Here is a 22,637-nt window from a genome sequence, read left to right as displayed (position 1 = left end):
TTTGTTAAGCTTAATTTTTGTTAGTTGCCTCTTGCGCTTTTTTCTGTTCTTTTTTACGCTTCTTGAAAAATCCGCGCAATAAGAAATTATGTTGAGCAGCCTCGAGATCATCATTCAACTTGATTGAACTTTGATTTAGATAGTCAAGTGTGCTTTTCAATTGATTTGCGGTAGGTTGGTCATTTAGCAACACACCAATTGCGTTGTCGGTAGTATTTAATTTACCACTGGCACGGTTCAGGTTATCTGTTAAAACGCCGGCTTTGGCTGTAGCCTCCTGCAATTGGTTGGCTGATTGTTGCAATTTGGCAAACACTGCAGTATCGGTCAGCATCTTGTCGGCCAGGCCGCCTTTGGTATTCATTTTACGACCGAAACGGTTTAATTCGATAGCCATTTGGTTTGTGCTGGCGGTAGTAGTTTGCAGGTTTGCAACAACAGCTCTGAAACGCATAGCCAGGCTTGAATCGGCAAGCAATGCGCCGGCTAAGCCTTTGCCCTCAACCATATTTTTGCTCAGTACTTTAAAATCGCTGGTGATGGACAATAGGTTCTCATTATTCTTTTGCAGTGTTTTCATAATATCATCAGTTGATAATATGCCACGTGTACTTAAAGAATCGCCATTCTGCACAACCGGTGCATCGGGCGTGCCGCCTTCGATGTTAATTGTTTTATTACCGATAAAGCCTTCCGAGCCAATAGTTGCCAATGCATTACGGTGTACGTACTGTTGAATGCTTTGATCGATATTGAACTCTACATCAACCTGATTGATACCGGTGAATGTGATGTTTTTAATGGTACCCACTTTAACGCCCGAAAACCACACGTTATTTCCTTTAATTAAACCCGATACATTAGTGAAACGGGCTTTAAGATGCAGGCCTTTCACAAAACTTTTTTGCTGGTTGCCTAAAGTGAATATGCCTATAATTAATATGACAAGGCCGATACTGATAAAAAGGCCCACCCACAATGCACGTTTATTTTCTCCTGAATCCATTATTACTGTATAAAGTTGTAGTTGTAAAATTGTTTAACCCGCTCATCATCGGTAGCAAAAACTTCATCAAATTTTCCCTGACGCTGAAACTGCCCGTCGAGCAGCATGGCTACGCGGTCGCCGGTTGCTTTGGCGCAGGTAAGATCGTGCGTGATAATGATGGACGATGTATTGAAATTTTCCTGAACACGGTTGATCAGATTGTTTATTTCAATACATGTGATGGGATCTAATCCGGCGGTTGGTTCATCATAAAGCATGATTTCCGGACGCAATATCAAGGTACGGGCAATACCAATACGCTTGCGTTGCCCTCCTGATAACTCAGCTGGCATTTGGTTAATAGTTTGCTTTAAACCAACGGCATCAAGCACACGTTCAACCATTTCGTCTATTTCTTTGCGGCGCAGGTTTTTGCGGTTACGCACCAGTGGAAACTCGAGGTTTTTACGTACCGTCATACTATCGTATAGGGCGCTGTTCTGGAAAGAAAACCCTATGCGTCTACGCAGTTCCTGTAAGTCTTCTGTAGTTATATTAACTACATCCTGGCCCAGCACATTTACGTCGCCACGATCGGCTTTGAGCAGGCCGGATATGATTTTTATCAATACAGATTTACCTGTACCTGACCGGCCTAGTACCACCAGGTTTTCGCCTTTGTACAAGTCAAGGTCAATACCACGTAATACATGGTAATCACCAAACGACTTTTCGAGGCCCTTGATACTGATAACCTTTTCGCTGTAATCTATTTCGTGTTTGTTTTGCTCCATAAATTAAAAACTAACGGAACCAGCCGGTTATCTGTACAATAATTACTTCTTCTATAAATACCAGGAACATAGCCGTAACCACCGCAGAGTTTGCGGCTTTACCTACACCAGCTGTACCGCTTGATGAATTCCAACCTTTATAAGAGCCTACAATTCCGATGGTAAAACCAAATACCATGGATTTGATTATAGATGATTCAAAGTCGATAAACCCTAAGGGCTGGAAAAATTGCTGCACATAAGTGCTGAAACTCGTGCCCTCGTTTACAGCTACATTGAGGTAGCCGCCCAGCATGGCAACTAAACCATTATATATAGCCAAAATTGGTATGGTGATGGTGGTAGCCAGCACGCGTACACATACCAGGTAATTGAACGGCTTGGTGCCGGAAACTTCCATAGCATCAATCTGCTCCGTTACGCGCATGGAACCAATTTCGGCACCGATGCTTGAGCCCACACGGCCGGCACTGATCAATGCTGTAACCAGCGGCGCCAATGCACGCATAATTGCGATCGACACCAGGGATGGTATCCATGATGTAGCCCCGAACTGGAGTAACGATGGGCGCGATTGCTTAGTAAAAATTAAACCAACAATAAAGCCGGTAACACTAATTAGCAGAAAGGAGCGAACCCCAATTTCATAACATTGCTTAATCAGTTCTTTGAATTCATATGGCGGAACGAATGCCTCTTTAAAAAAACGAACTATGAAGCGGTAGACATCATAAACGTCTGTAAAAAATTTGGCAAATCGCCTGGAGGCAGGCGGTTTGGCATTCGCTGCCAGAACTGATGTGCTATTTTTTGTATCCATTAATTGAGCGGGTAAAATTACAGCATAAAATTTACTAATGGGTACATTACTTAAAACTTATGCCTGCCCGTTTGTAAGCGCTTTGTAAAAACACAGGGGGTAAATAATATCTATACCAAAGTTTAATTAACCATGTACCTAACAGCTTGCCTGTAACATTGTTGTTTGTTTAGCAAACTTTTTGGCGTTAGGCATCTTTACTAACAAGACTAAAGAACTTATTCAGCTTAAGAAAACTCCGCTCGTATATCTTATGAGCTTGAATAAATTCTGGGCTTACTTTATTGCTTGTATTAGTTAGTTATTTTACACATTTTAGCCACCGCGTGTACATATCACAGAACCAATAACCATTATGAAAAATATAACCAGCAAAACCTTTTACGCAGCTATGCTTGCAGCCGGCATGTTATCAGTTACAGCCTGCAATCAATCTACCAACAAAACAAACACCAGCATGACAGACAGTACTGCAAATGGGCAGGTTACCATACCACCTGCAGCAAATTTTGAAAAAACCGTTGACGGGAAACAAACCAAATTATTTGTACTTAAAAATACCAAAGGCGTACAAGTTGCCATTACCAACTTTGGCGGCCGCTTTGTGAGCATTTTAGTGCCGGATAGTAAAGGTAAAATGACCGACGTTGTTGGTGGTTTTGACAGTGTTGATGGTTTTGAAGCAGGTAAAAGCAACTACTACAATGCCTTGATAGGCCGTTACGGCAACCGTATTGGCAATGCTAAATTTACGTTAGACGGTAAAGAGTATAAACTGGCGGCAAACGACGGCCCCAATACCTTACACGGCGGTAAAGAAGGGTTTGATGTAAAAGTATGGGATGCCAAACAGGTTGATGACCATACGCTGCAACTTAACTGTGTGTCAGAAGATGGTGAGCAGGGCTTTCCGGGCAAATTGAATGTGAAAGTACTTTATACACTGGGTGATGATAACTCAGTAAAAATAGATTACGAAGCAACTACCGATAAAAACACCGTATTAAATTTAACCAACCACGCCTACTTTAATTTAAATGGTTGCGGATCGGGTGATATCTTGAAGCATGTATTGAAGATTGATGCCGATAGCTATACACCGGTAGATGACAAGTTAATTCCTACCGGTAAAATTGCTCCGGTTGAAAATACACCATTTGATTTCAGAAAACCTACCGAAATTGGTTCACGTATTGAAGAAGGCGACCTGCAATTGAAAAGCGGCAAGGGTTATGACCATAACTTTGTTTTGAACAAGCACACGCTGCAAACACCGGTAATTAATGTACAGGGCAACATGAGCGGTATTGTTATGGAAGTATTCACTGATGAGCCAGGCGTACAGTTTTATTCGGGCAATTTTATGAAAGGTGATAACAAATTCAAAGGCGGCGTTAAGGATGATAAACGCACTGCGTTCTGCCTGGAAACCCAGCATTTTCCGGATTCACCGAACAAGCCGTCTTTCCCGACTACCGAGTTAAAGCCGGGCCAGACTTACAAAACAACAACCATTTATAAGTTCTCGGTTAAATAAAGAAATTTTTAAATATTTCATCGAAAAGGCCGGTTCCTCATGGAGCCGGCCTTTTCTATTATTAAATAGGTTGACAATTATTGGCCGGTATACATTTGGCAAAGCAATTAAAAACCTTTTGCTAGATTACGCCTTTTTAATAGCATGAATGCTTATCAACAAAAATGGATCGATTTACTAAGTAGCGCACAAATTAAAAATTGGAATATCAGCGCTATAGGAGAGGATATTTTAATTGAATTGTCGGATGATACACGGGTAACCAGTGTGCTTGAGAATTTACCAGAGGTTATTGCTGCAATGTCATTAGATATTACCGTTCCAAAAGAGCGCTTGAAGTTCGTTTTGCAAAATGGTCATGAGCATAACGAATACATCCTCAATCCAACCGACGCAGATTTGAACACTGCCCGCAACGACTAAGAGTTAATGCGGGCTCTGGTTGAGAGTAAGGTAACGCAAACGCCCATACCAACAACCAGCAAAAGTGCAATACGCAGGTTAAACGCTTGCGATAAAAAGCCAATTACCGGTGGCCCAACTAAAAAGCCGACAAAGCCAATGGTGGCCACCGCTGCTAATGCCATACCCGGCGACATGGTTTTTGACCGACCGGCCTCACTGTAAACCATAGGTACTACAGAAGAAACACCAGCTCCAACCAACACAAAGCCAAACATGGCTACAATTAATGATGGAAATAAAATTGCTATCAGCATACCCATTGCCGTTAGTATACCGCTTACCTGTAAGGTTTTTTTAATACCGTAGCTGGCAGCAAAGCTGTCGGCAATAAAGCGGCCCAAAGCCATTGCACCCATGGCGCAGGTATATCCGGCAGCAATCCAGGCATTATGTGCATGTACCACTTTTTTGAAATAAATCACGCTCCAATCAAACATTGCACCTTCACAAATCAATGAGCAGAATGATATGATGCCCAGCTTAATCAAAGCCCGGTCAGGCAGTACAAACGCCGGTCCGCTTTTGGCAGGCGACTGGTCATCCAATAAAAACCGCCAGCTAACAAGCAGTCCGATAATTACCAGTACAGCAACCAGGCTAAAGTGGTAAAAAGGAACAATATCATTGCCTATCATAAACGTTCCGATACCGGCACCTGCAAAGCCGGCCAGGCTCCACAGGCCGTGGAAAGAAGCCATAATGGGCGTATCATACAATTTTTCGATGGCAACTGCTTGTGTGTTCACTGCAATATTAGCCAGGTTGCTGGCAAAACCGTAACATAGCAAGCAGGCAATGAGTATAGGCAAGTTAGGCGCTGCGCCAAGGCCGATCAGGGCTACGGAGTATAATATCAGCGAAAACATGGAAAGCCTGCGGCTACCGATCCGGTTTACCAGCCAGCCTGCAACACTTAAGGACAGCATCAAACCTACAGGTATACAAAAAAGTAGGCCACCGAGGCCCGCGTCAGTAAGTTTCAGGTTTTGCTGAATGGTAGCTATACGTGATGCCCAGCTGGCAAATATCAATCCGGGTAAGAAAAATATGGCACCCACCGCTATACGCAGAATATTTCTTGAATAGGGTAGTGTAGTCTTTTGTTCGATCATAAGCGCCGATTTGATACTGTATAGCAGTATATGTGATGTGGCGCAAAAGTACCCTAAATACAGCGTTCATGAAAACATAATTGTAATCGTGACACTAAGTAGCTTATTTAGCTATGATCTTTTTGGTTTGCGTTGTATGTGCACTAAAATAACCCAAAGCATGGTTGCTGATGTTGGATGGCGGATTGCCCGGTGCTGTACCGCCGCCGGGGCCACCGCGGTATTGCTGGCGTAAAGTATACCAATATTTGAAAACATCCTTGTCAATGCACTGCATCTCCACTTCAATCTGATCACCCGGATTAATGTCTAAAAAATCATTGTCGTCGTTTTGCGGGTACAGGTTTTCCTGAATAGCGTTACCATTGGTTAGTCGGTCATCATCAGCATAAATGCTTCTGCTTAGTACACCGTTAATGCGCATTACATAACGGTACTGGTTGGCTATATCTTTCGGATCGTTATAATATGCTACAATGATTTTATGAGTGTCATTGCCAAATGTGATGTCTCGTATGTGAATAGAATCCAGGGGTACGCGTGCAGGCATCGCGGATACCGCAATGTACGACTGCTCGCCGTTCTTTACATTGAGTGTATAAGTACGTCCGGCAATGCCACGCAGGTTATTAAAGGCATATAAGCCCGGTTGTGTTTCGCTAAACTTCCAGGTATTACCCAGGTTGTCGGTTATCCTCACATCAGCACCGGTTACCGCTGGATAAGTATTAGTTTCAGTATAAGCTACAGATTGATTGATTTTGATGTATTGTATGCCCCGTACATCAGTTAGGTCGCCCTCAATCACTATTTGTGACGGTGATGTGTTTGCTTTAACATCAATCACTTTCTGGCAGGCGCTTAGTGAGGCAATGAAACCAACGGCCAGTATAACGAGGTAATATTTTGTGATACTCATACCTTGCAATTAGAATTTAAAGTTCCAGGTAATGGATGGAATTACACCGAACAGCGAGGTTTGTACAGCCTCTGTACGGGTAGGATCACCGGGTACATCCTGAAAATCGATTGAATATGGATTTTTGCGATTGAGCGCATTATACAAGCCAAACGACCAGCTTGAATGGAACCTGCTACCGGTGTTTTTTCCTTCAAGAGTAGCACTTAAATCCAGCCGACTTGTATAGGGCATGCGGTTGGCATTACGTTCGGTGTAGTAGAACGTGGTTAAGCCGCCTATCTGGTATTTGCCGGCAGGGTAAGTTACGGCGTTGCCGGTATTGTAAATGTAATTGGCAGAGAACGTCCATCGGTTATTCAGTTTATAGATACCAACAAGCGCTACATCATGTGTACGGTCATATCTCGCCGGAAAGTAATTGCCATTGTTTAACCCGGCAAACTTGCGCTCCGTGCGCGAAAGGGTGTAGCTGATCCATCCGGTTAACCGGCCGGTACGTTTCTTGGCGTATACTTCCAACCCGTAAGCACGACCAGAACCGAATAACAGCTCCGATTCAACTTCGGCATTGGCGATAAGACGCGCGCCATTTTTGTATTCTATCTGCCGTTGCAGCCATTTGTAATAAACTTCGCCTGATAGTTCATAAGTATTATCCTGTTCATTACGGAAATAACCCAAGGCTACTTGGTCCGCAATTTCCGGCTTGATGTTATTACTGCTCATTACATACTGGTCGGTAGGCGAGCCGGAATTGAAGTTAGATAAGATATGTATGTTTTGGGTGTTGCGGTTGTATGAAGCCTTAACCGAGTTTTGTTCATTAATCGTGTAACTTGCCGAAAAGCGTGGCTCGGGATTGAAGTAGCTCCTTGCCACTTTGCCGCTACCATATTGCTGGGTAGAAATCACATCGCCACCGGTATTATAAGTGTTGAAGGTGCCGGGCCCTAACAAAAAGAAAGAACTCAGGCGAACCCCGTAAAGCAAGGTAAGCCTGTTGTTCAGGTTCCACTCGTCTGATACATAACCTGAAAGTTCCGCACCGTAACGGTTTTCAATTGATTGTGTATTGTAGCTGGAATTTTCGTCAGCCGATACTTCGGAAGGAGCTATGCGGTGATGTGTACCCTGCACACCAAAGCGGATGGTATGGTTATTACTAAAATACTGCAGGTCTTCTTTCAGGTTGTAATCGCGTATTAGTGATGTAATGCCAAAATTGCCGGCATCGCGCAAAAGCTTCACTGTAAAGTTGTACTTGTTATAAATCAGGGAAGTGTTTGAAAAGAGCTTATTATTAAATATGTGGTTAAATCTAACTGTAGCCGTTGTATTACCCCAGTCGTTATCAAACAGGTTTTTAATGCCTATATTATCCTGCCCAAAATAGCCGGATGCATATATCGTGTTGCGATCATTGAATTTGTAGTTGAACTTGGCATTCAGATCGTAAAAATTCAGCGTATTTCCTTTTAAAGATGAATCGGGCGATGCCTTCAATAGTAAGTCGATGTAAGTGCGTCGCGCACTGATCATAAAAGAGCTTTTGTCTTTTACCAGCGGGCCTTCCACTTTAATGCGCGAAGCAATTAAGCCTAAGCCGCCTTGTACGCCAAACTGCTTGTTGTTGCCGTCGTTCATGGTTACATCCAGTACCGAGGATAAACGTCCACCATACTGGGCAGGCATACCGCCTTTGTAAAGGTTTACATCTTTAATCGCATCGGCATTAAAGGTAGAGAAAAAGCCAAGCAAGTGTGATGAGTTGTAAACCGTAGCCTCGTCGAGCAAAATGAGGTTCTGATCGGCTGCGCCGCCACGCACAAAGAAGCCGGTAGTGCCTTCGCCGCCCGATTTTACCCCTGGTAAGAGCTGTATGGTTTTTAAAACGTCTTTCTCGCCAAATAAAACGGGCACGTTATCCAGTAGTTTCATGTCTAACCGGTTAACACCCATTTGCGGGCTGCGCACATTCTCATTTTTGCGGTCGGAAGCGCGCACAACCACTTCATTCAGTTCAGCACCGGGCTTCATTTCCTGGTTAAGTTGAAGGCTTTGGGTTAACGAGATGGCCCTGCTAACGTTTTGATAATTTACGTAGGTAATGGTTAAGGTGTAGGTACCCTCGGCAGCGGTTAGCGAATAAAAACCGTAAGTATTAGTAGCGGTTCCGGCCTGACCATTGGCCCCCTGGATCTTTACGGAAGCTCCGATGAGTGTTTCGCCAGTGGCAGCATCACGTATGGTGCCGCTTATCGTATAGCGCTTCTGCGCAAAGGCCGAAAAAGTAAATAACGACAGGAGCAGTAATAGGAGTTTTAACTTCATTAAGGCTTGTTATGCCTTCAAAGTTAAATATTTAAACCAATCAGCCCAGATTTAAAGCTATAAATACTGTGGTGAGAATATGTGTTTAAACATTTATTTACTTAGCGAAAACATTCTTGTCTAATTACCTATTTAAATTTGTGTAACGATATATTATATGAGAACTATTAAAAAAATACATCAGGCCGTATATTCACCTATTGATGATCTGGTAACTTACCGTGCGCTGCCTACCCAGTATATTGACTATATAGATCCGTTTTTGTTCCTGAACCATCATGGTCCGCAGGTTTACCAGGCCAATAACCACGGGTTACCTTTTGGTCCGCACCCGCACCGGGGTATGGAAACGGTAACCTTTATACTGGAAGGCGATATTTCACATAAAGACAGCAGTGGACATGAAAGCGTAATTAAGGCTGGCGGTATACAGTGGATGCGTGCCGGTCGCGGACTGATCCATGCCGAAATATCTTCGGACGAGTTTAAACAAGCTGGCGGCCCGCTCGAAATTTTACAGCTGTGGGTTAATTTGCCTGCCAAATTAAAGATGGCTGACCCTTTTTACATTGGCAAACAGAAGGAAGAGATTCCCAGTCTCAGTTTAAATGAAGGGAAGGTGACCGTTAACCTCATATCAGGCGAAATGCAAAATGTGCAGGGAGCGTTTGAATCGTCAACCGGGATATTTTTGAGTACTGTTTACTTTAAGCCTGGCGCAGAGGTGACTATAGATATACCCGCACAACATAACGTTTTCTTTTATGTAATTAGCGGTGAGCTGAATGTGAATGGCACCGCAGTCAGATCCCTGCATTTGGCTGAGTTTAATAACGATGACGATAAATTAACCATTACCGCTGCAAACGATAGCATTTTGTTGTTAGGACATGCCCAACCGTTTAATGAACCGGTGGTATCACAAGGGCCATTTGTAATGAATACACAGCAAGAAATTATGGAAGCATATCAGGATTACCGCATGGGGAAGTTTGGTACATGGGACGAATAACTAAGTTTTTCGCTTTATTGGGCCATATCAATTAATGTTCTATTTATTGACCGAAGCTTTAGTACTTGAAACTTGTAAAACAAAAAAAGCGGCCTTTGATCAAAGGCCGCTCTTTTTGTTTTAGCTGTGTTGTTATAAATTATAATACAGCGCTGTTATGATTAATCCGATCAGCACCGGTACCTGCTAAGGTGTTTTCCGATGATTCTACATCCATGTACTGTTTAAAGTTGCGCACGTCTTCATCAACCATTCTTTTAAACACAGGGTTAAGCACATGGCCAAGGGCTGTGCCAACGCCACCGGCAGGAGGGGTGTAGCTAATTACCACATCCACGATGGTACCTTTGCCATCTACGCTATCTTTAAACCTTACTTTACCGGCGTTATCAATAGTTGATCCCGGCAGTGAGCTCCAGCCAATAGCTGCGCCCGGTTCATCATTCACTATCTCTGCATCCCAGCTTACGGTAGCTACGTTGGCTGGCAATTTCAATACCCAGTGTGAGCGTTTTTCATCAATTTCTTCAACGCTTTCCAGGTGTTTCATAAACAGTGGCAGGTTACTTAGATTACGCCAAAACTCATACACATCCTGACGCGGTTTGTTGATGGTGAATGACGAACGGATGTTTACGTTTACAGGCTCTGTACTGTTTTTGCCTAAGCGGGTATATAATTCGCAATGGCCGGTAATACCACGGTTTAACAGGTAGCCACCTGCACCAATCTTCAATATACTGGTAAACGGACTTTTAAATATATGTGTTAATCCGGACAGGCCTATTTTAACGCCTGCTGCTATGGATACATAGCGTTCTGGCCATTCCAAATTGGTGGCACCATGTTCTTCCGGACCTTTAAAAAATGTAGTTTCTTCTAATGCTGTAGTTGCCATAATATTGTTTTTATAGGTATTGTCTCAACAGCTGTTACAGGTTTATAGTTTGCTTTTAGTTAAAAAATATTGCCTTAAACACTCTATTTAAACAACTGATGTTGTATTTGTAAATGCATCTATTACTTTTGCACCGCTTTTTGGTTCCTGTAACGTGTTGTTATAGGATTAAAAGGGAATCCGGTGTAAATCCGGAGCTGTCCCGCAGCTGTAAGCTCTGTATACCACAGTCCATTCTAAAGCCACTGTGCCGTATATCGCACGGGAAGGCGGATTAGGGGAGTAAGCCAGAATACCTGCCATAAGCATTATATAAATTCATAGCTTTCGGGGATTGAAGCTTGAATGTGAATGCCTTTAGATCAGTGTGTTTTCATTCGTAACGTACTTCATTTTCGGTATGCTGTGAGGAGATATCTCTCACAACAACATGAAAAAAAACAAAATCAAAGCTGTTGCAGGCCTGGGGCTTGCACAGTTGGCGCTATTCGGTATAGCCGCCCATGCGCAGGACACCACCCGTGTACTGCAAGACGTAGCTATCAGTGCTACCAAAATCAACCAAAAACAATCGCAAACCGGCAAGGTAGTCACCGTTATTACCCGCCAGCAAATTGAGCGTAGTGCAGGCAAAACGTTACCAGAGTTGCTAAATGAGCAGGCAAACGTTGTAGTGAACGGCGCTACCAGCAATCCGGGCTTAAATAAAGGCCTGTTTTTGCGCGGCGCCGAAACACGTTACACTCTTATTTTGCTGGATGGCATTTTAGTTACTGATCCTACTGCCATTGGTGATGTGTACGACCTGCGCCTTTTGCCTATCGACCAGATTGATCATATTGAAATTATGAAGGGCGGGCAATCAACGTTGTACGGCTCGGATGCGGTGGCCGGCGTAATCAACATTGTAACAAAAAAGAATGCCACCAATCAAATTAACGTAAATGCACTTTCTACAGCAGGCAGCTATAATACTTATAAAGGTTCAATCGGAATCAATCAAAAAATTAATGACTTTAGCTATGATATAAACTTTACTCATTTCCGTACCAAAGGTGTTTCCGAAGCCGCGGAACCGGCAGGTAATACCGTGCCGTTTGATAAAGATGGCTTTATACAGGATGCTTTAAACGTGCGGTTAGGCTATAAAGTAGATTCACGTTTAAGCATCAATCCGTTCTTCAGATATTTCTACAACAACGGTAAGTTTGATAGCCAAGGTTTTGTGGATGCAGCTAACACCTATTTTAGTCGTAACCTCAATACCGGTACCAATGTGCTTTACCGACTAGATAAAGGCGCAATAAACCTGAATTACAATTACGAGAACATCAACCGTAATTACCTGCAATCATACGGCAGCATCTATTTGGGCCGCGTACATTTTGCCGATATGTATGTAAATCACCAGTTGGGCGATTACGTTAAAATTCTTGCCGGGATAGATAATCGTTATTCGGCGGCCAATTCGGGCGGTAGTAACGAAACGGATAAGCATGTTAACTTATTCGGTGCATACGGGTCACTTTTTTTTACGGATCCACACGCCGTAATTAACTTAGAGGCTGGCGGTCGCTTGTATAGTCATAATCTTTTCGGTGGCGCGGCAACCTACTCGGTAACACAGTCAGTAAACCTGATTGAAAATGGCAAACTACGTCTGTTCGGAACCGTATCATCATCGTTTAAAGCGCCTGATCTGTCAGCCTTATATGGCCCGTACGGTGCTAATCCCGATTTAAAACCAGAAACGTCACACGGCTACGAAGCCGGTTTTAGTTCTGATAATGTATTTGGTACTATATTCAATTTCAGGGCCGATTATTATAACCGCAAAATTAACAATCAAATTGCCTACGGTGCTAACGGTTACATTAACAGAGACGAACAAAATGCCGAAGGCGTGGAGTTGGAGTCGTCTGTTAATTTAAGTAAGTTAAATCTGCGAGGTTATTACACTTATTTACATGGTAACACGGTAAAAGCAGATGTAAAAGAAAACTACTTGATACGCCGTCCTAAAAATACGGTTGGCATTTTTGCAGGTTATCAACTTACACCGCAAGCATTTGTTAGCTTAAACTATCGTTATTACAGTAAGCGTAACGATGTTTACTCTGATCCGGTTAGTTATGCAAGTTCTATACAAGTGCTTAAAAGCTACAACCTGGTTGATGCCTATGCTGAATACGGTTTCCTTAACCGCCGACTGAAAGTTTTTGCCGATGTTAAAAATATCTTCAATGCAAAATATGCCGAGTTGTATGGTTATACCGCTTTGGGTACCAACTTTAACGCAGGTTTAAGCTATTCAATCCGCTAATTTTTAGTAAATTTGTATCTGTAAGATACCGCAATATGTCATCATTAAAAAAAATAAATCTGAGCATTCCGGCATGGCTGCTGGCCGTTGTTGCCGCTGTGATATCAACTGCTGCCATGCGCTATGTAAGCTATACTTACCCTGCGCTAAGTAACTTAACGCCTATGGGCGCGTTGGCCATTTTTGGCGGCGCTTACTTTGCCGATAAATGGAAAGCCGGCTTATTGCCTGTTATCACCCTGTTTGTTACCGATATTTTTATCAACTACCTGTATTTTTCTAAGCTTGTTTGGTTCAATACATACTCGCTATGGTTATATGCCAGCTTGATAATTATGGTGTTTATTGGTGGCATGATCAAAAACGTCAATGTTACCAGCGTGTTAATGGCATCGCTGGCAAGCGTTGTAGTGCATTGGCTGCTTACTGACATTAGCCCCTGGCTTAACAGTAACTTATACGATAAAGGTATAATTGGTTACGGCGAATCATTAATAATGGCATTACCATTTGAGCGTAACATGCTTTTGGCTGATGCGATATTCGGTGCGATACTGTTTGGCGGTTATGCCTGGTTACATTCTCGGTCTGCGGTAAAAGCGAGCGAGCCGGTATCTGCATAGTTTTTAAAATAAAAATGTTGAAAGCCGCTGTAAATCATACAGCGGCTTTCTTGTTTAATGGTTACTCAGTTTATGTTATGCGGGGCGTAATCTTGCAGTATCGGTAAATCAAAAAATTCTATCTTTGCACACCTATTTTATAATTAAAATGACAGCTCAACAGATACGCCAGGCTTTTCTGGACTTTTTTGCGTCTAAAGGACATACCATTGTTCCTTCAGCACCCATTGTGGTAAAAAACGACCCGACATTGATGTTTACCAATGCGGGTATGAACCAGTTTAAGGATTTGTTTTTGGGCGAAGCTGTAGCCAAATACCCGCGCGTTACCGATACACAACGCTGCCTGCGGGTATCGGGCAAACATAACGATTTGGAAGAGGTAGGTATTGATACCTATCACCATACTATGTTCGAGATGCTGGGCAATTGGAGCTTTGGCGATTACTTCAAAAAAGAAGCCATTGCCTGGAGCTGGGAATTATTGACCGAGGTATATAACCTGCCTGCCGACCGCCTGTACGTTACCTATTTTGAGGGAGACGAGAAAGAAGGTTTAGCCAAAGATCAGGAAGCATATGATTTATGGAAGCAATACGTAAGTGAAGATCATATTTTGCCTGGCAACAAAAAGGATAATTTTTGGGAAATGGGCGAAACCGGCCCCTGCGGCCCTTGCTCTGAGATCCATTTCGATGGTCGTAGCGATGAAGAAAGAGCTGCTGTAAGCGGTGCTACGTTAGTAAACGCTGACGACCCGAACGTGATTGAAATCTGGAACAACGTCTTTATGCAATTCAACCGCTTAAAAGACGGTTCATTGCAGCCATTACCGGCCCGCCATGTGGATACCGGTATGGGCTTTGAGCGTTTGGTGCGAGTGTTGCAAGGTAAAACATCAAACTACGATACCGATGTTTTCCAGCCCATGATTCAGTTTTTATCTGAAAAAAGCGGTAAAGTTTACAACGCTGAGGCAACCCCTGGAACAGAGGGTTGGAATGAGGCCGTAGCTATGCGCGTAATGGCCGATCATATTCGCGCCATAAGCTTTGCTATTGCCGATGGGCAGTTACCGTCAAACAACAAAGCGGGTTATGTAATCCGTCGTATACTGCGTCGTGCTGTACGCTATGCTTACCAATATTTAGGTTTTAAAGAACCTTTCTTCAACCAGCTGGTGCCTTTACTGGCCGAGCAGTTTAAAGGTGTATTTGATGAATTGTACAGCCAGAAAGATTTTGTACAAAAGGTAATTTTAGAAGAAGAAAACTCTTTTTTAAGAACTTTAGAAAAAGGCATTCAGTTATTTGATAATCATATCAATAGCTTTATCAATACTACCGGAGAGCTGAACGAAGCAACAACAGGCTCTATTGCCGGTGACTTTGCTTTTGAGCTGTATGATACTTTCGGTTTTCCGATTGATCTGACCGAACTAATGGCCCGTGAAAACGGTCTGACGGTGGATATGGCCGGTTTTGAACAGGAGTTGCAGCAACAGAAAAACCGCTCACGCGCTGCCACGGCAATTGATACCGGCGACTGGGTTGTGCTGCGGGAAGATGACAGTGTAGAATTTACCGGTTACGATGAAACCGAAACTGTAGCCCATGTGGTGAAATACCGCAAGGTAAAAGCTAAAGGCAAAGAACAATACCAGCTTGTGCTGGATAAAACGCCGTTTTATGCAGAGAGCGGAGGCCAGGTTGGCGATACCGGTGATTTGATTTTCCCGGATGGGGAAATTATACCGGTAACCGATACAAAAAAGGAGAATGGTTTAATTGTTCATTTTACCGATATGTTACCGGAAGCAATAAACGACGCTTTAACTGCCTATGTAGATCCGGAGCGCCGTTTAAGTGTAGAGAACAATCACTCTGCTACGCACTTACTGCATGCAGCTTTAAAACAGGTATTGGGTAGCCATGTGAACCAAAAAGGCTCGTTAGTAAATGCCGATAACTTGCGTTTCGACTTTTCACATTTCAGCAAAGTTACTGATGAGGAGCTGGCTCAAATTGAAGCCATCGTTAATCAAAAGGTTCGTGAAAACATTGGTCTTAAAGAAGAACGTAATGTACCTTATCAGGAAGCTATCAGCGGTGGTGTAACCGCGTTGTTTGGCGAAAAGTATGGTGATTTTGTACGTGTGATCACTTTTGATGATACATTCTCGAAAGAGCTTTGCGGCGGTACACATATCAAAGCAACCGGGCAAATCGGTTACTTCAAAATAGTATCAGAAAGTGCGGTTGCTGCCGGAGTTCGTCGTATTGAAGCCATCACGGGTGTTGCTGCCGAAAGCTTTATTAACGAGCAAAACCAATTGGTGCAACAGTTAAAAGAACTGCTTAAAAATCCGAAAGATATTTCAAAAAGTATTGAAAGCTTATTGGAAGAAAATAACAGGCTGAAAAAAGAAATTGAAAAATCGGTGCAGGAAAAAGCAGCCGGATTAAAAACCGAGCTGGCACAAAAGGCAGAACTGGTGAATGGTATCCACTTTATTGCACAACAAGTAGAATTACCAAACGCTGATGCTATCAAAACATTAGCCTATCAGTTAAAAGATATAGTTAGTGACCTGTTCCTGGTACTGGCAGCAAACATTGATGGTAAACCAAACCTGACGGTGATGATTGCCGAGAACTTGGTTAAAGACAAAGGCCTGAATGCCGGCACCATTGTGCGTGAACTGGCTAAGGAAATACAAGGTGGCGGTGGCGGCCAGCCATTCTTTGCTACGGCTGGCGGTAAAGATGTAGCCGGCTTGGAAAGAGCACTTGCCAAGGCTAAAAGTTATGTTGCTTAACTAAGCAATTACTGAAAAATAAAAGGACGTCTGGTTGCAGACGTCCTTTTTGCTTCTAAAATTTATTATAACTCGCCATATACAAATAAACTTTCCACGCTTCCGTCCATCTTCCCTGATCTGTGTTATTGTTGATTGGCCAAAGTTTATGCCGATAATTCCTTGATGTGTCGGCAATACCTTTATATTTGCCATAATCGGGGTAACTGTAGTTGCCTTTTTAATTGTAATGACAAATACGAATATCGAAGCATACGAAAAGTATGAGCTTGTTGTAGGTTTGGAGGTACACGCACAACTGTCAACACAGAGCAAAGTTTTTTCTTCGGATTCCGCAGCCTTCGGCGCCGGGCCAAACGAGCATATCAGCATGGTGTCTTTAGGGCATCCCGGTACGTTGCCGTTTTTGAATAAAAGAGCGGTTGAGTATGCTGTAAAGATGGGGCTTGCCTGCAATTGCCGCATCAATTTGTACAACAACTTCGCCCGCAAAAATTATTTCTATGCTGATTTACCAAAAGGGTATCAGATAACTCAAGATCAGGAGCCCATTTGTATAGGCGGGCATGTTACGGTTAAATTGAGCAACGGTACCACTAAAGATATAGCCATACATCACATCCATATGGAAGAGGATGCAGGCAAGAGTATGCACGATCAGCATGATACGCATTCATTAATTGACCTGAACCGTGCCGGCGTTCCTTTGATTGAAATTGTATCCGAACCGGATATTCGAAGCAGTGAAGAAGCAGGTCAGTACCTTACCGAAATGCGTAAAATACTGCGCTACCTGAGTATATGCGATGGTAACATGGAAGAGGGCAGTATGCGTTGCGATGCCAATATTTCTGTGCGCCTGAAAGGAGAAACCAGGTTTGGTAACCGTTGTGAGGTGAAAAACCTGAATTCAATCCGAAATGTGCAGCGGGCTATTGAACACGAGTTCAACCGTCAGGTAAATATCATCGAAGCTGGTGGTTATATCGACCAGAATACGCTAAACTTTGATGCCAATACCGGCGAAACATCCGTATTGCGTAGCAAGGAAATGGCTAATGACTACCGCTATTTCCCCGAGCCCGACCTGCAACCGTTGACGCTTACTGAGGAATACGTTGAGCAGTTACGCCGGAGTATGCCAGCATTACCTCACCAGTTACATCAAAAGTTTGTGGAACGCTATGGCCTTACCGACTATGATGCATCTGTAATTGTAGCCGAACATGAATTGGCTTTGTACTTTGAAAAGCTGGTTAGCTATACGCATAATCATAAATCGGCTGCGCATTGGTTAATGGGGCCTTTAAAATCTTATCTGAACGAGCACCACCATAATGTGGAGCAAGACGGGCCATCGCCGGAGCGTTTTGCTGCCTTGATTAACTTAGTTGATAGCGGAAAAATAAACCATACCGTAGCATCGCAGAAGCTTTTCCCAGCACTACTGCATAATCCAGGTAAGACGGCTGAAGAACTGGCAGTTGATTTGAACCTGCTGATCAGCGACAATCAGGACGAGCTTGCTCAGTTTATACAAGATGCGTTAGCAAAGTTTCCGGACAAAGTAAAGGAATATCAAAAGGGCAAAAAAGGCGTTTTAGGCCTGTTTATGGGCGAAATCATGAAACGCTCAAAGGGTAAAATCGACCCGCAAAAAACAAATCAGTTATTAATAGAAGCATTAAACAATAAATAATGAACAATAAAAATCTGTTTACAGCAGCACTGTTAGCTGTAGCAGCTCTATCTGCCTGTAAAGACAATAAATCATTTACAATTTCAGGCACTATAAAAAATCCTGAGCAGGCTAAAAAAGTATATCTGTTACAAGCAGATAGTACACAGATCAGCATTGTAGATTCCACTACGCTAAGTGAGGATGGTAAATTTAAATTCAAAAGGCAGTCGCCATCTGCCAACCTGTTTAAGTTACGGGCGGGCGGCGTGATATTTGATTTTATTGCCCAGAACGGTCAGGAAATTGATTTTGAAACCGACTTGAAAGATCAGGGGCATACTTACCAGATTGAAGGTTCTGATGAGTCGGACAAGATAAAGGAGTTTAACTCGCTCAGCAATAAATTTATGGAGCGTAGTACCAAAATCTCTGATGAAATCCAACAAAAAGCCCAGTACGTAAAAAATCAGGATTCGCTGATGATGGCTTACCAACCGCAGATCAAAGCGATGATGGGTGATTACAGCAAGGTGGTTTTGAAGTTCCTGAACGAAAACAGAAAGTCGTTGGCTGCATTTTATGCTGCTATGTCGCTTGATCAGCGTGAGTATGAGCAACAACTGGTTACCTATGCTAATGAAATTAAAAATGATTTTAAAGATAACACATCCGTTCAGCGCTTTGTAAAGCAGATGGAAAAGGTTAAGCCGATTTCTGTAGGTCATGCAGCGCCTGATTTTACCATTGGCAGTTTGGACGGTAAACAAATCAAGTTATCGGATTATAAAGGCAAATATGTGATGTTGGATTTCTGGGCTTCGTGGTGCGTTCCATGCCGCAACGAGAATCCAAATGTGGTACGTTTATATAACCAGTACAAAGACAAAGGGTTAAATATTTTAGGTATTTCGCTTGATGAGGATAAAGCTAAATGGCAAAGTGCAATTGCCGCCGACAATTTGACCTGGCAACATGCATCGGATCTGAAAAACTTTGACGGGCCTACCGAGCGGCTGTTCCAGATAGAGGCTATCCCGTCAAACTTCATCATTGATCCTCAGGGTAAAATAATTGCAAAGAACATAACAGGCAAAGATTTAGAAGACTTTTTAAATAAAACATTTGCTAAACTTTAATCCAATATTAAGTTTTAACAATTTATTAATATTGCATTAACCATTTTCTTTTTTTACGCTGTTACCTTTATACCAAAATTCGACCTGATGAGCACTACTGCTAAACAAAAAATTTTGATCGTAGATGATGAGCCCGATATTTTAGAGCTCATCGAGTATAACTTAAAAAAAGAAGGTTATCAGGTATATACTGCTAATAACGGACAGGAAGCTGTTGCCGAGGCCAAGAAAGTGTCGCCGGAATTGATTGTGCTGGATATTATGATGCCTAAAATGGATGGTATTGAAGCCTGCCGTATTATGCGCACCATGCCTGAATTCAAAAATACCTTTATGGTATTTTTAACTGCACGAAGCGAAGAGTACTCTGAAATTGCCGGCTTTAATGTTGGCGCCGATGATTACATTGCCAAACCAATTAAACCACGTGCTTTGGTAAGCCGTATCAACGCTATCCTTCGCCGTAATAATACGCCTGATGAAGTATCAGACAACAAATTGGAGGTTGACGATTTGGTGATTGACCGCGAGACTTATCTGGTTTACCAGAACGGTGGCAAGGTTGTATTAGCCAAAAAAGAGTTTGAGCTATTATATCTTCTGGCATCAAAACCAGGCAAGGTTTATACCCGTGAGGTGATCCTGAAAAACATTTGGGAAGACTCTGTAGTGGTAACCAACCGTACTATTGACGTACACATACGCAAGCTGCGTGAAAAGCTTGGCGAAAAATATGTAACTACGGTTAAAGGTGTAGGTTATAAATTTGAAGCTTAATAACACATAAAAAAGGCGCTGATACAAACAGCGCCTTTTCTTTTATCAATAACCAGCGTTTACCTGCTGGAGTTAGCTTTCTTTTTGGTAGTGGCTGATGTAACAGCCGGCTTTTTTTTTTGCGGCCTTTTTCAATGCAGCGCCTTCTGTTTTAGGATGCTTTAACATACTTGATGCTTCATTGGCAACCTTCGCTTTTGGCTTGGCCGAGCTTGGCGACTTTACCTTGGTTGCTTTAGTATTGCCTGTAGCATCAGTTACAGAGCTCTTTTTTTCGGTGATGCTACTTTTCAGATCATCAATTTTCTCTTCTGCTTTATCTTTTAGTTCTTCCACCTTATCGGTGGTATTTTCCCATATATCGCTGATCGCATTTTTAACCTTTTCAAACAAAGCTTCCTCCTTCGTTCTTACGGGCCTGGCTGATTTACCGCTCATATCCATCAAGTTTGTTTTTATTTTAACATTACTCTCTACCGATATGTTTCATAATGTTAAGCTAATGGGTAAACGACTGACATAAGCGATACACTGTTTTAACAGAATTACCGTATTTTTGCAGGCTATTAAGTAAATATGAAGATTCCAAAAATTGCCGACCTGATTTTGTATGAAGACGAGAACCTGTTTGTGGTTAACAAACCGGCTTTCATCAGCACTTTGGACGAACGGGGAGAAGGCAGTGAAATAAATATGTTGCGCTTGGCAAAGGCATATTCGGATGATGCTCAGATATGCCATCGTTTGGATAAAGAAACATCCGGCGCATTAATTATTGCTAAGAACCCCGAGGCGTATCGCCTGGTATCCATGCAGTTTGAACGCCGGCAGGTAAAGAAAGTGTACCACGCGGTAATTGAAGGTACACATGTGTTTGAAGATCTGCTGGTTGATTTACCTATCTTAAATACTGGTAAGGGTACGGTTTCCATTAGCCGGCAGGAGGGTAAACGTGCCGAAACATGGTTTCAATCGCTAAAATACTTTAAACATTATACACTGGTTGAGTGCCGCCCGGTAACTGGTCGCATGCACCAGATCCGTATCCACTTAGCTACGCAACGGGCATCAATTGCCGGTGATGAGATGTATAAGGGCAAACCTGTTTTCCTGTCTCAATTGAAGCGAAAGTATCATTTAGGGAAAGACCAGGAAGAGTTGCCGATTATGAAACGTTTTGCACTACATGCTTATGAAGTTACTTTTAAAGTGAGTGAAGAGAAGGAGGTAACTATCCATGCGCCTTATCCCAAGGATTTTGAGACGCTGGTGAAGCTGTTAGATAAATTTGATAGTTAATAAAAGCAAAAGCCACTTCCAATAGAAGTGGCTTTTGCTTTTATTAGCTCGCTTTTAATTTTTGCATAAAAGCTTTAAATGCCGGTTGCAATTCTTCAAACAAAGGGTTCGTTCTGTTTTTGATCATTACTTCACTAAACAGTTTTAATCCTACAGCAAACTCTGTTGCTTGGCCCTGTTGCTCAAATAAGTTCTTGGCATTGATCTTTTCAATAATGCTAAATATTTCGTCATGATTATCGAATTCGAACTGTATGGGAGCTGCGGTGCCCGGGTCGCCATTAGCAAGCGCTAACTGTTCAAGTGTTATTTTATATCTATTTGCTTTTTTATTCATGTGCTATCGCCCTGTGTTAAGACCAAAAGCCCTGTGCTTTAATCTGGTTTGAATTGAAGCCTTGCTGTTTCAATACCTTACGCAAGCCACTAACCATCGTACTGTTACCTACCAGGTAAAATATCGTATTTTCGAGGTTATATGACTGTTGCAGCAACCACTCCATCAGTGAGTGATGGCCATGTACATCATTACGGGCAATAGGTTGTAAAGGGGAGTTGAAATACTCCTTAAATAGTTTACGTCCCTCTTCGTCATTTATCACTACCGCGCCCGAAAAACGGCTCACAGGTTTTGACAACTGTTGCATGGCCAGCATGTGGCCAATACTGCTCTCATCGCCCAGGCATATTACAGATGATGTATTGACCGGTGTTTGACGGGTGCTGTTAGTGCCCAGGTAAGAGATGGTATCGCCTTTTTTCAATTGTTGTGCCCAGCGGCTTCCGGGCCCGTTGTGGCCTGCATCTACAATGATAGTGCAGGTTTGGGTATCCACATCCCAGCCCGATGGGGTATAATCGCGGTAAGTCAAATCGGCAACCTTGCATTTCATGTAAGGTACCTCATGCCAATCGTCCATCGTGGTGGCGGGTAAGTGCAGGTCTATTTCTATGATGGCAGACGGTCCCCATTTTCTCACATCTAAAACGGTACCCGTTTTAGAGAGTTTATTATCAATAAGGCCCGACGCTTTTTTCTTTAATTGATGAAATAAGTTTGTGCTCATTGCAGTAAGATTATTTGATACTGCAAAGAAACCG

The 22,637-nt window shown here is 42.7% G+C and carries 20 protein-coding genes and 1 riboswitch; of the genes, 10 read left to right on the top strand and 10 right to left on the bottom strand.

Annotated elements, in window-relative coordinates; genetic code table 11:
• Positions 1-10: 10 nt before the first annotated feature.
• Genes KHS38_RS02100 through KHS38_RS02090 form a run of 3 tightly spaced genes read right to left on the bottom strand, consistent with a single transcriptional unit; the run spans position 11 to position 2,602 of the window.
• Positions 11-1,006, bottom strand: a complete 996-nt coding sequence (locus KHS38_RS02100; protein WP_213486575.1) for an MlaD family protein — start codon at positions 1,004-1,006, stop codon at positions 11-13.
• A gap of 2 nt (positions 1,007-1,008) precedes the next feature.
• Entirely contained in the window at positions 1,009-1,782 is a 774-nt protein-coding gene (locus tag KHS38_RS02095; protein WP_213486573.1) for an ABC transporter ATP-binding protein, read from the bottom strand.
• Between the two features lie 10 nt (positions 1,783-1,792).
• Complete coding sequence (locus KHS38_RS02090) at positions 1,793-2,602, bottom strand: MlaE family ABC transporter permease (protein WP_213486572.1); 810 nt, start codon at positions 2,600-2,602, stop codon at positions 1,793-1,795.
• 355 nt (positions 2,603-2,957) lie between these two features.
• On the opposite strand from KHS38_RS02090, the gene KHS38_RS02085 reads away from it, so the two are divergent.
• Together KHS38_RS02085 and KHS38_RS02080 are read left to right on the top strand one after the other, a co-directional pair.
• A complete protein-coding gene (locus KHS38_RS02085; RefSeq protein WP_249665251.1) occupies positions 2,958-4,139 on the top strand; it encodes an aldose epimerase family protein in 1,182 nt (393 codons plus the stop codon).
• 144 nt (positions 4,140-4,283) lie between these two features.
• Positions 4,284-4,562 carry a hypothetical protein gene (locus tag KHS38_RS02080; RefSeq protein ID WP_213486571.1) on the top strand — a complete coding sequence of 93 codons (279 nt, stop codon included), beginning with the start codon at positions 4,284-4,286 and terminating at the stop codon, positions 4,560-4,562.
• Here KHS38_RS02080 and KHS38_RS02075 read toward each other — a convergent pair.
• The 3 genes from KHS38_RS02075 to KHS38_RS02065 form a co-directional block, all read right to left on the bottom strand.
• Positions 4,559-5,716 carry an MFS transporter gene (locus tag KHS38_RS02075; RefSeq protein ID WP_213486570.1) on the bottom strand — a complete coding sequence of 386 codons (1,158 nt, stop codon included), beginning with the start codon at positions 5,714-5,716 and terminating at the stop codon, positions 4,559-4,561. The two genes, KHS38_RS02080 and KHS38_RS02075, sit on opposite strands and share 4 nt — an antisense overlap.
• A 103-nt stretch (positions 5,717-5,819) precedes the next feature.
• Positions 5,820-6,635: a DUF4249 domain-containing protein gene (locus KHS38_RS02070; RefSeq protein ID WP_213486569.1), complete on the bottom strand. Its 816-nt coding sequence runs from the start codon at positions 6,633-6,635 to the stop codon at positions 5,820-5,822.
• Between the two features lie 9 nt (positions 6,636-6,644).
• Positions 6,645-8,969, bottom strand: a complete 2,325-nt coding sequence (locus tag KHS38_RS02065) for a TonB-dependent receptor (RefSeq protein WP_213486568.1) — start codon at positions 8,967-8,969, stop codon at positions 6,645-6,647.
• A 157-nt stretch (positions 8,970-9,126) separates the two neighbouring features.
• Between KHS38_RS02065 and KHS38_RS02060 the strand changes: the two genes are divergently transcribed.
• On the top strand, positions 9,127-9,981 hold the full coding sequence (locus tag KHS38_RS02060) for a pirin family protein (protein WP_213486567.1): 855 nt from the start codon (positions 9,127-9,129) through the stop codon (positions 9,979-9,981).
• 139 nt (positions 9,982-10,120) lie between these two features.
• Here KHS38_RS02060 and KHS38_RS02055 read toward each other — a convergent pair whose 3' ends face one another.
• Positions 10,121-10,879, bottom strand: a complete 759-nt coding sequence (locus KHS38_RS02055) for an SRPBCC family protein (protein WP_213486555.1) — start codon at positions 10,877-10,879, stop codon at positions 10,121-10,123.
• A gap of 124 nt (positions 10,880-11,003) precedes the next feature.
• Positions 11,004-11,197: riboswitch (cobalamin riboswitch) on the top strand.
• 112 nt (positions 11,198-11,309) lie between these two features.
• Here KHS38_RS02055 and KHS38_RS02050 point away from each other — a divergent pair.
• The 6 genes from KHS38_RS02050 (at position 11,310) to KHS38_RS02025 (ending at position 20,237) form a co-directional block, all read left to right on the top strand.
• A complete protein-coding gene (locus KHS38_RS02050) occupies positions 11,310-13,202 on the top strand; it encodes a TonB-dependent receptor plug domain-containing protein (RefSeq protein ID WP_213486553.1) in 1,893 nt (630 codons plus the stop codon).
• A gap of 35 nt (positions 13,203-13,237) precedes the next feature.
• Entirely contained in the window at positions 13,238-13,825 is a 588-nt protein-coding gene (locus tag KHS38_RS02045) for a DUF6580 family putative transport protein (RefSeq protein WP_213486551.1), read from the top strand.
• Positions 13,826-13,973: 148 nt separating this feature from the next.
• Positions 13,974-16,643, top strand: coding sequence for an alanine--tRNA ligase (alaS, locus tag KHS38_RS02040; protein WP_213486549.1), 2,670 nt, complete (start codon positions 13,974-13,976; stop codon positions 16,641-16,643).
• Positions 16,644-16,872: 229 nt separating this feature from the next.
• Positions 16,873-18,342 (top strand): Asp-tRNA(Asn)/Glu-tRNA(Gln) amidotransferase subunit GatB, encoded by a 1,470-nt coding sequence (gene gatB / locus KHS38_RS02035; protein WP_213486547.1) that lies wholly within the window; start codon positions 16,873-16,875, stop codon positions 18,340-18,342.
• Positions 18,342-19,460, top strand: coding sequence for a TlpA disulfide reductase family protein (locus KHS38_RS02030; protein WP_213486546.1), 1,119 nt, complete (start codon positions 18,342-18,344; stop codon positions 19,458-19,460). The genes gatB and KHS38_RS02030 overlap by 1 nt, the downstream gene beginning before the upstream one ends.
• Positions 19,461-19,547: 87 nt before the next feature.
• Entirely contained in the window at positions 19,548-20,237 is a 690-nt protein-coding gene (locus KHS38_RS02025; RefSeq protein ID WP_213486544.1) for a response regulator transcription factor, read from the top strand.
• Positions 20,238-20,309: 72 nt separating this feature from the next.
• On the opposite strand, the gene KHS38_RS02020 is transcribed toward KHS38_RS02025, so the two are convergent.
• A complete protein-coding gene (locus KHS38_RS02020) occupies positions 20,310-20,675 on the bottom strand; it encodes a hypothetical protein (RefSeq protein ID WP_213486542.1) in 366 nt (121 codons plus the stop codon).
• A 138-nt stretch (positions 20,676-20,813) separates the two neighbouring features.
• Between KHS38_RS02020 and KHS38_RS02015 the strand changes: the two genes are divergently transcribed.
• Positions 20,814-21,536, top strand: coding sequence for an RluA family pseudouridine synthase (locus tag KHS38_RS02015; protein WP_213486540.1), 723 nt, complete (start codon positions 20,814-20,816; stop codon positions 21,534-21,536).
• A 43-nt stretch (positions 21,537-21,579) separates the two neighbouring features.
• On the opposite strand, the gene KHS38_RS02010 is transcribed toward KHS38_RS02015, so the two are convergent.
• Together KHS38_RS02010 and KHS38_RS02005 are read right to left on the bottom strand one after the other, a co-directional pair.
• Entirely contained in the window at positions 21,580-21,873 is a 294-nt protein-coding gene (locus KHS38_RS02010) for a DUF3861 domain-containing protein (RefSeq protein ID WP_213486538.1), read from the bottom strand.
• Between the two features lie 16 nt (positions 21,874-21,889).
• Positions 21,890-22,603 carry a siderophore-interacting protein gene (locus tag KHS38_RS02005; protein ID WP_213486536.1) on the bottom strand — a complete coding sequence of 238 codons (714 nt, stop codon included), beginning with the start codon at positions 22,601-22,603 and terminating at the stop codon, positions 21,890-21,892.
• Between the last annotated feature and the right edge of the window lie 34 nt (positions 22,604-22,637).

It is taken from the genome of Mucilaginibacter sp. Bleaf8, assembly GCF_018390515.1.
In the GTDB taxonomy this organism is placed as follows: domain Bacteria; phylum Bacteroidota; class Bacteroidia; order Sphingobacteriales; family Sphingobacteriaceae; genus Mucilaginibacter.
This window is presented reverse-complemented; position numbering and strand designations above follow the sequence as displayed.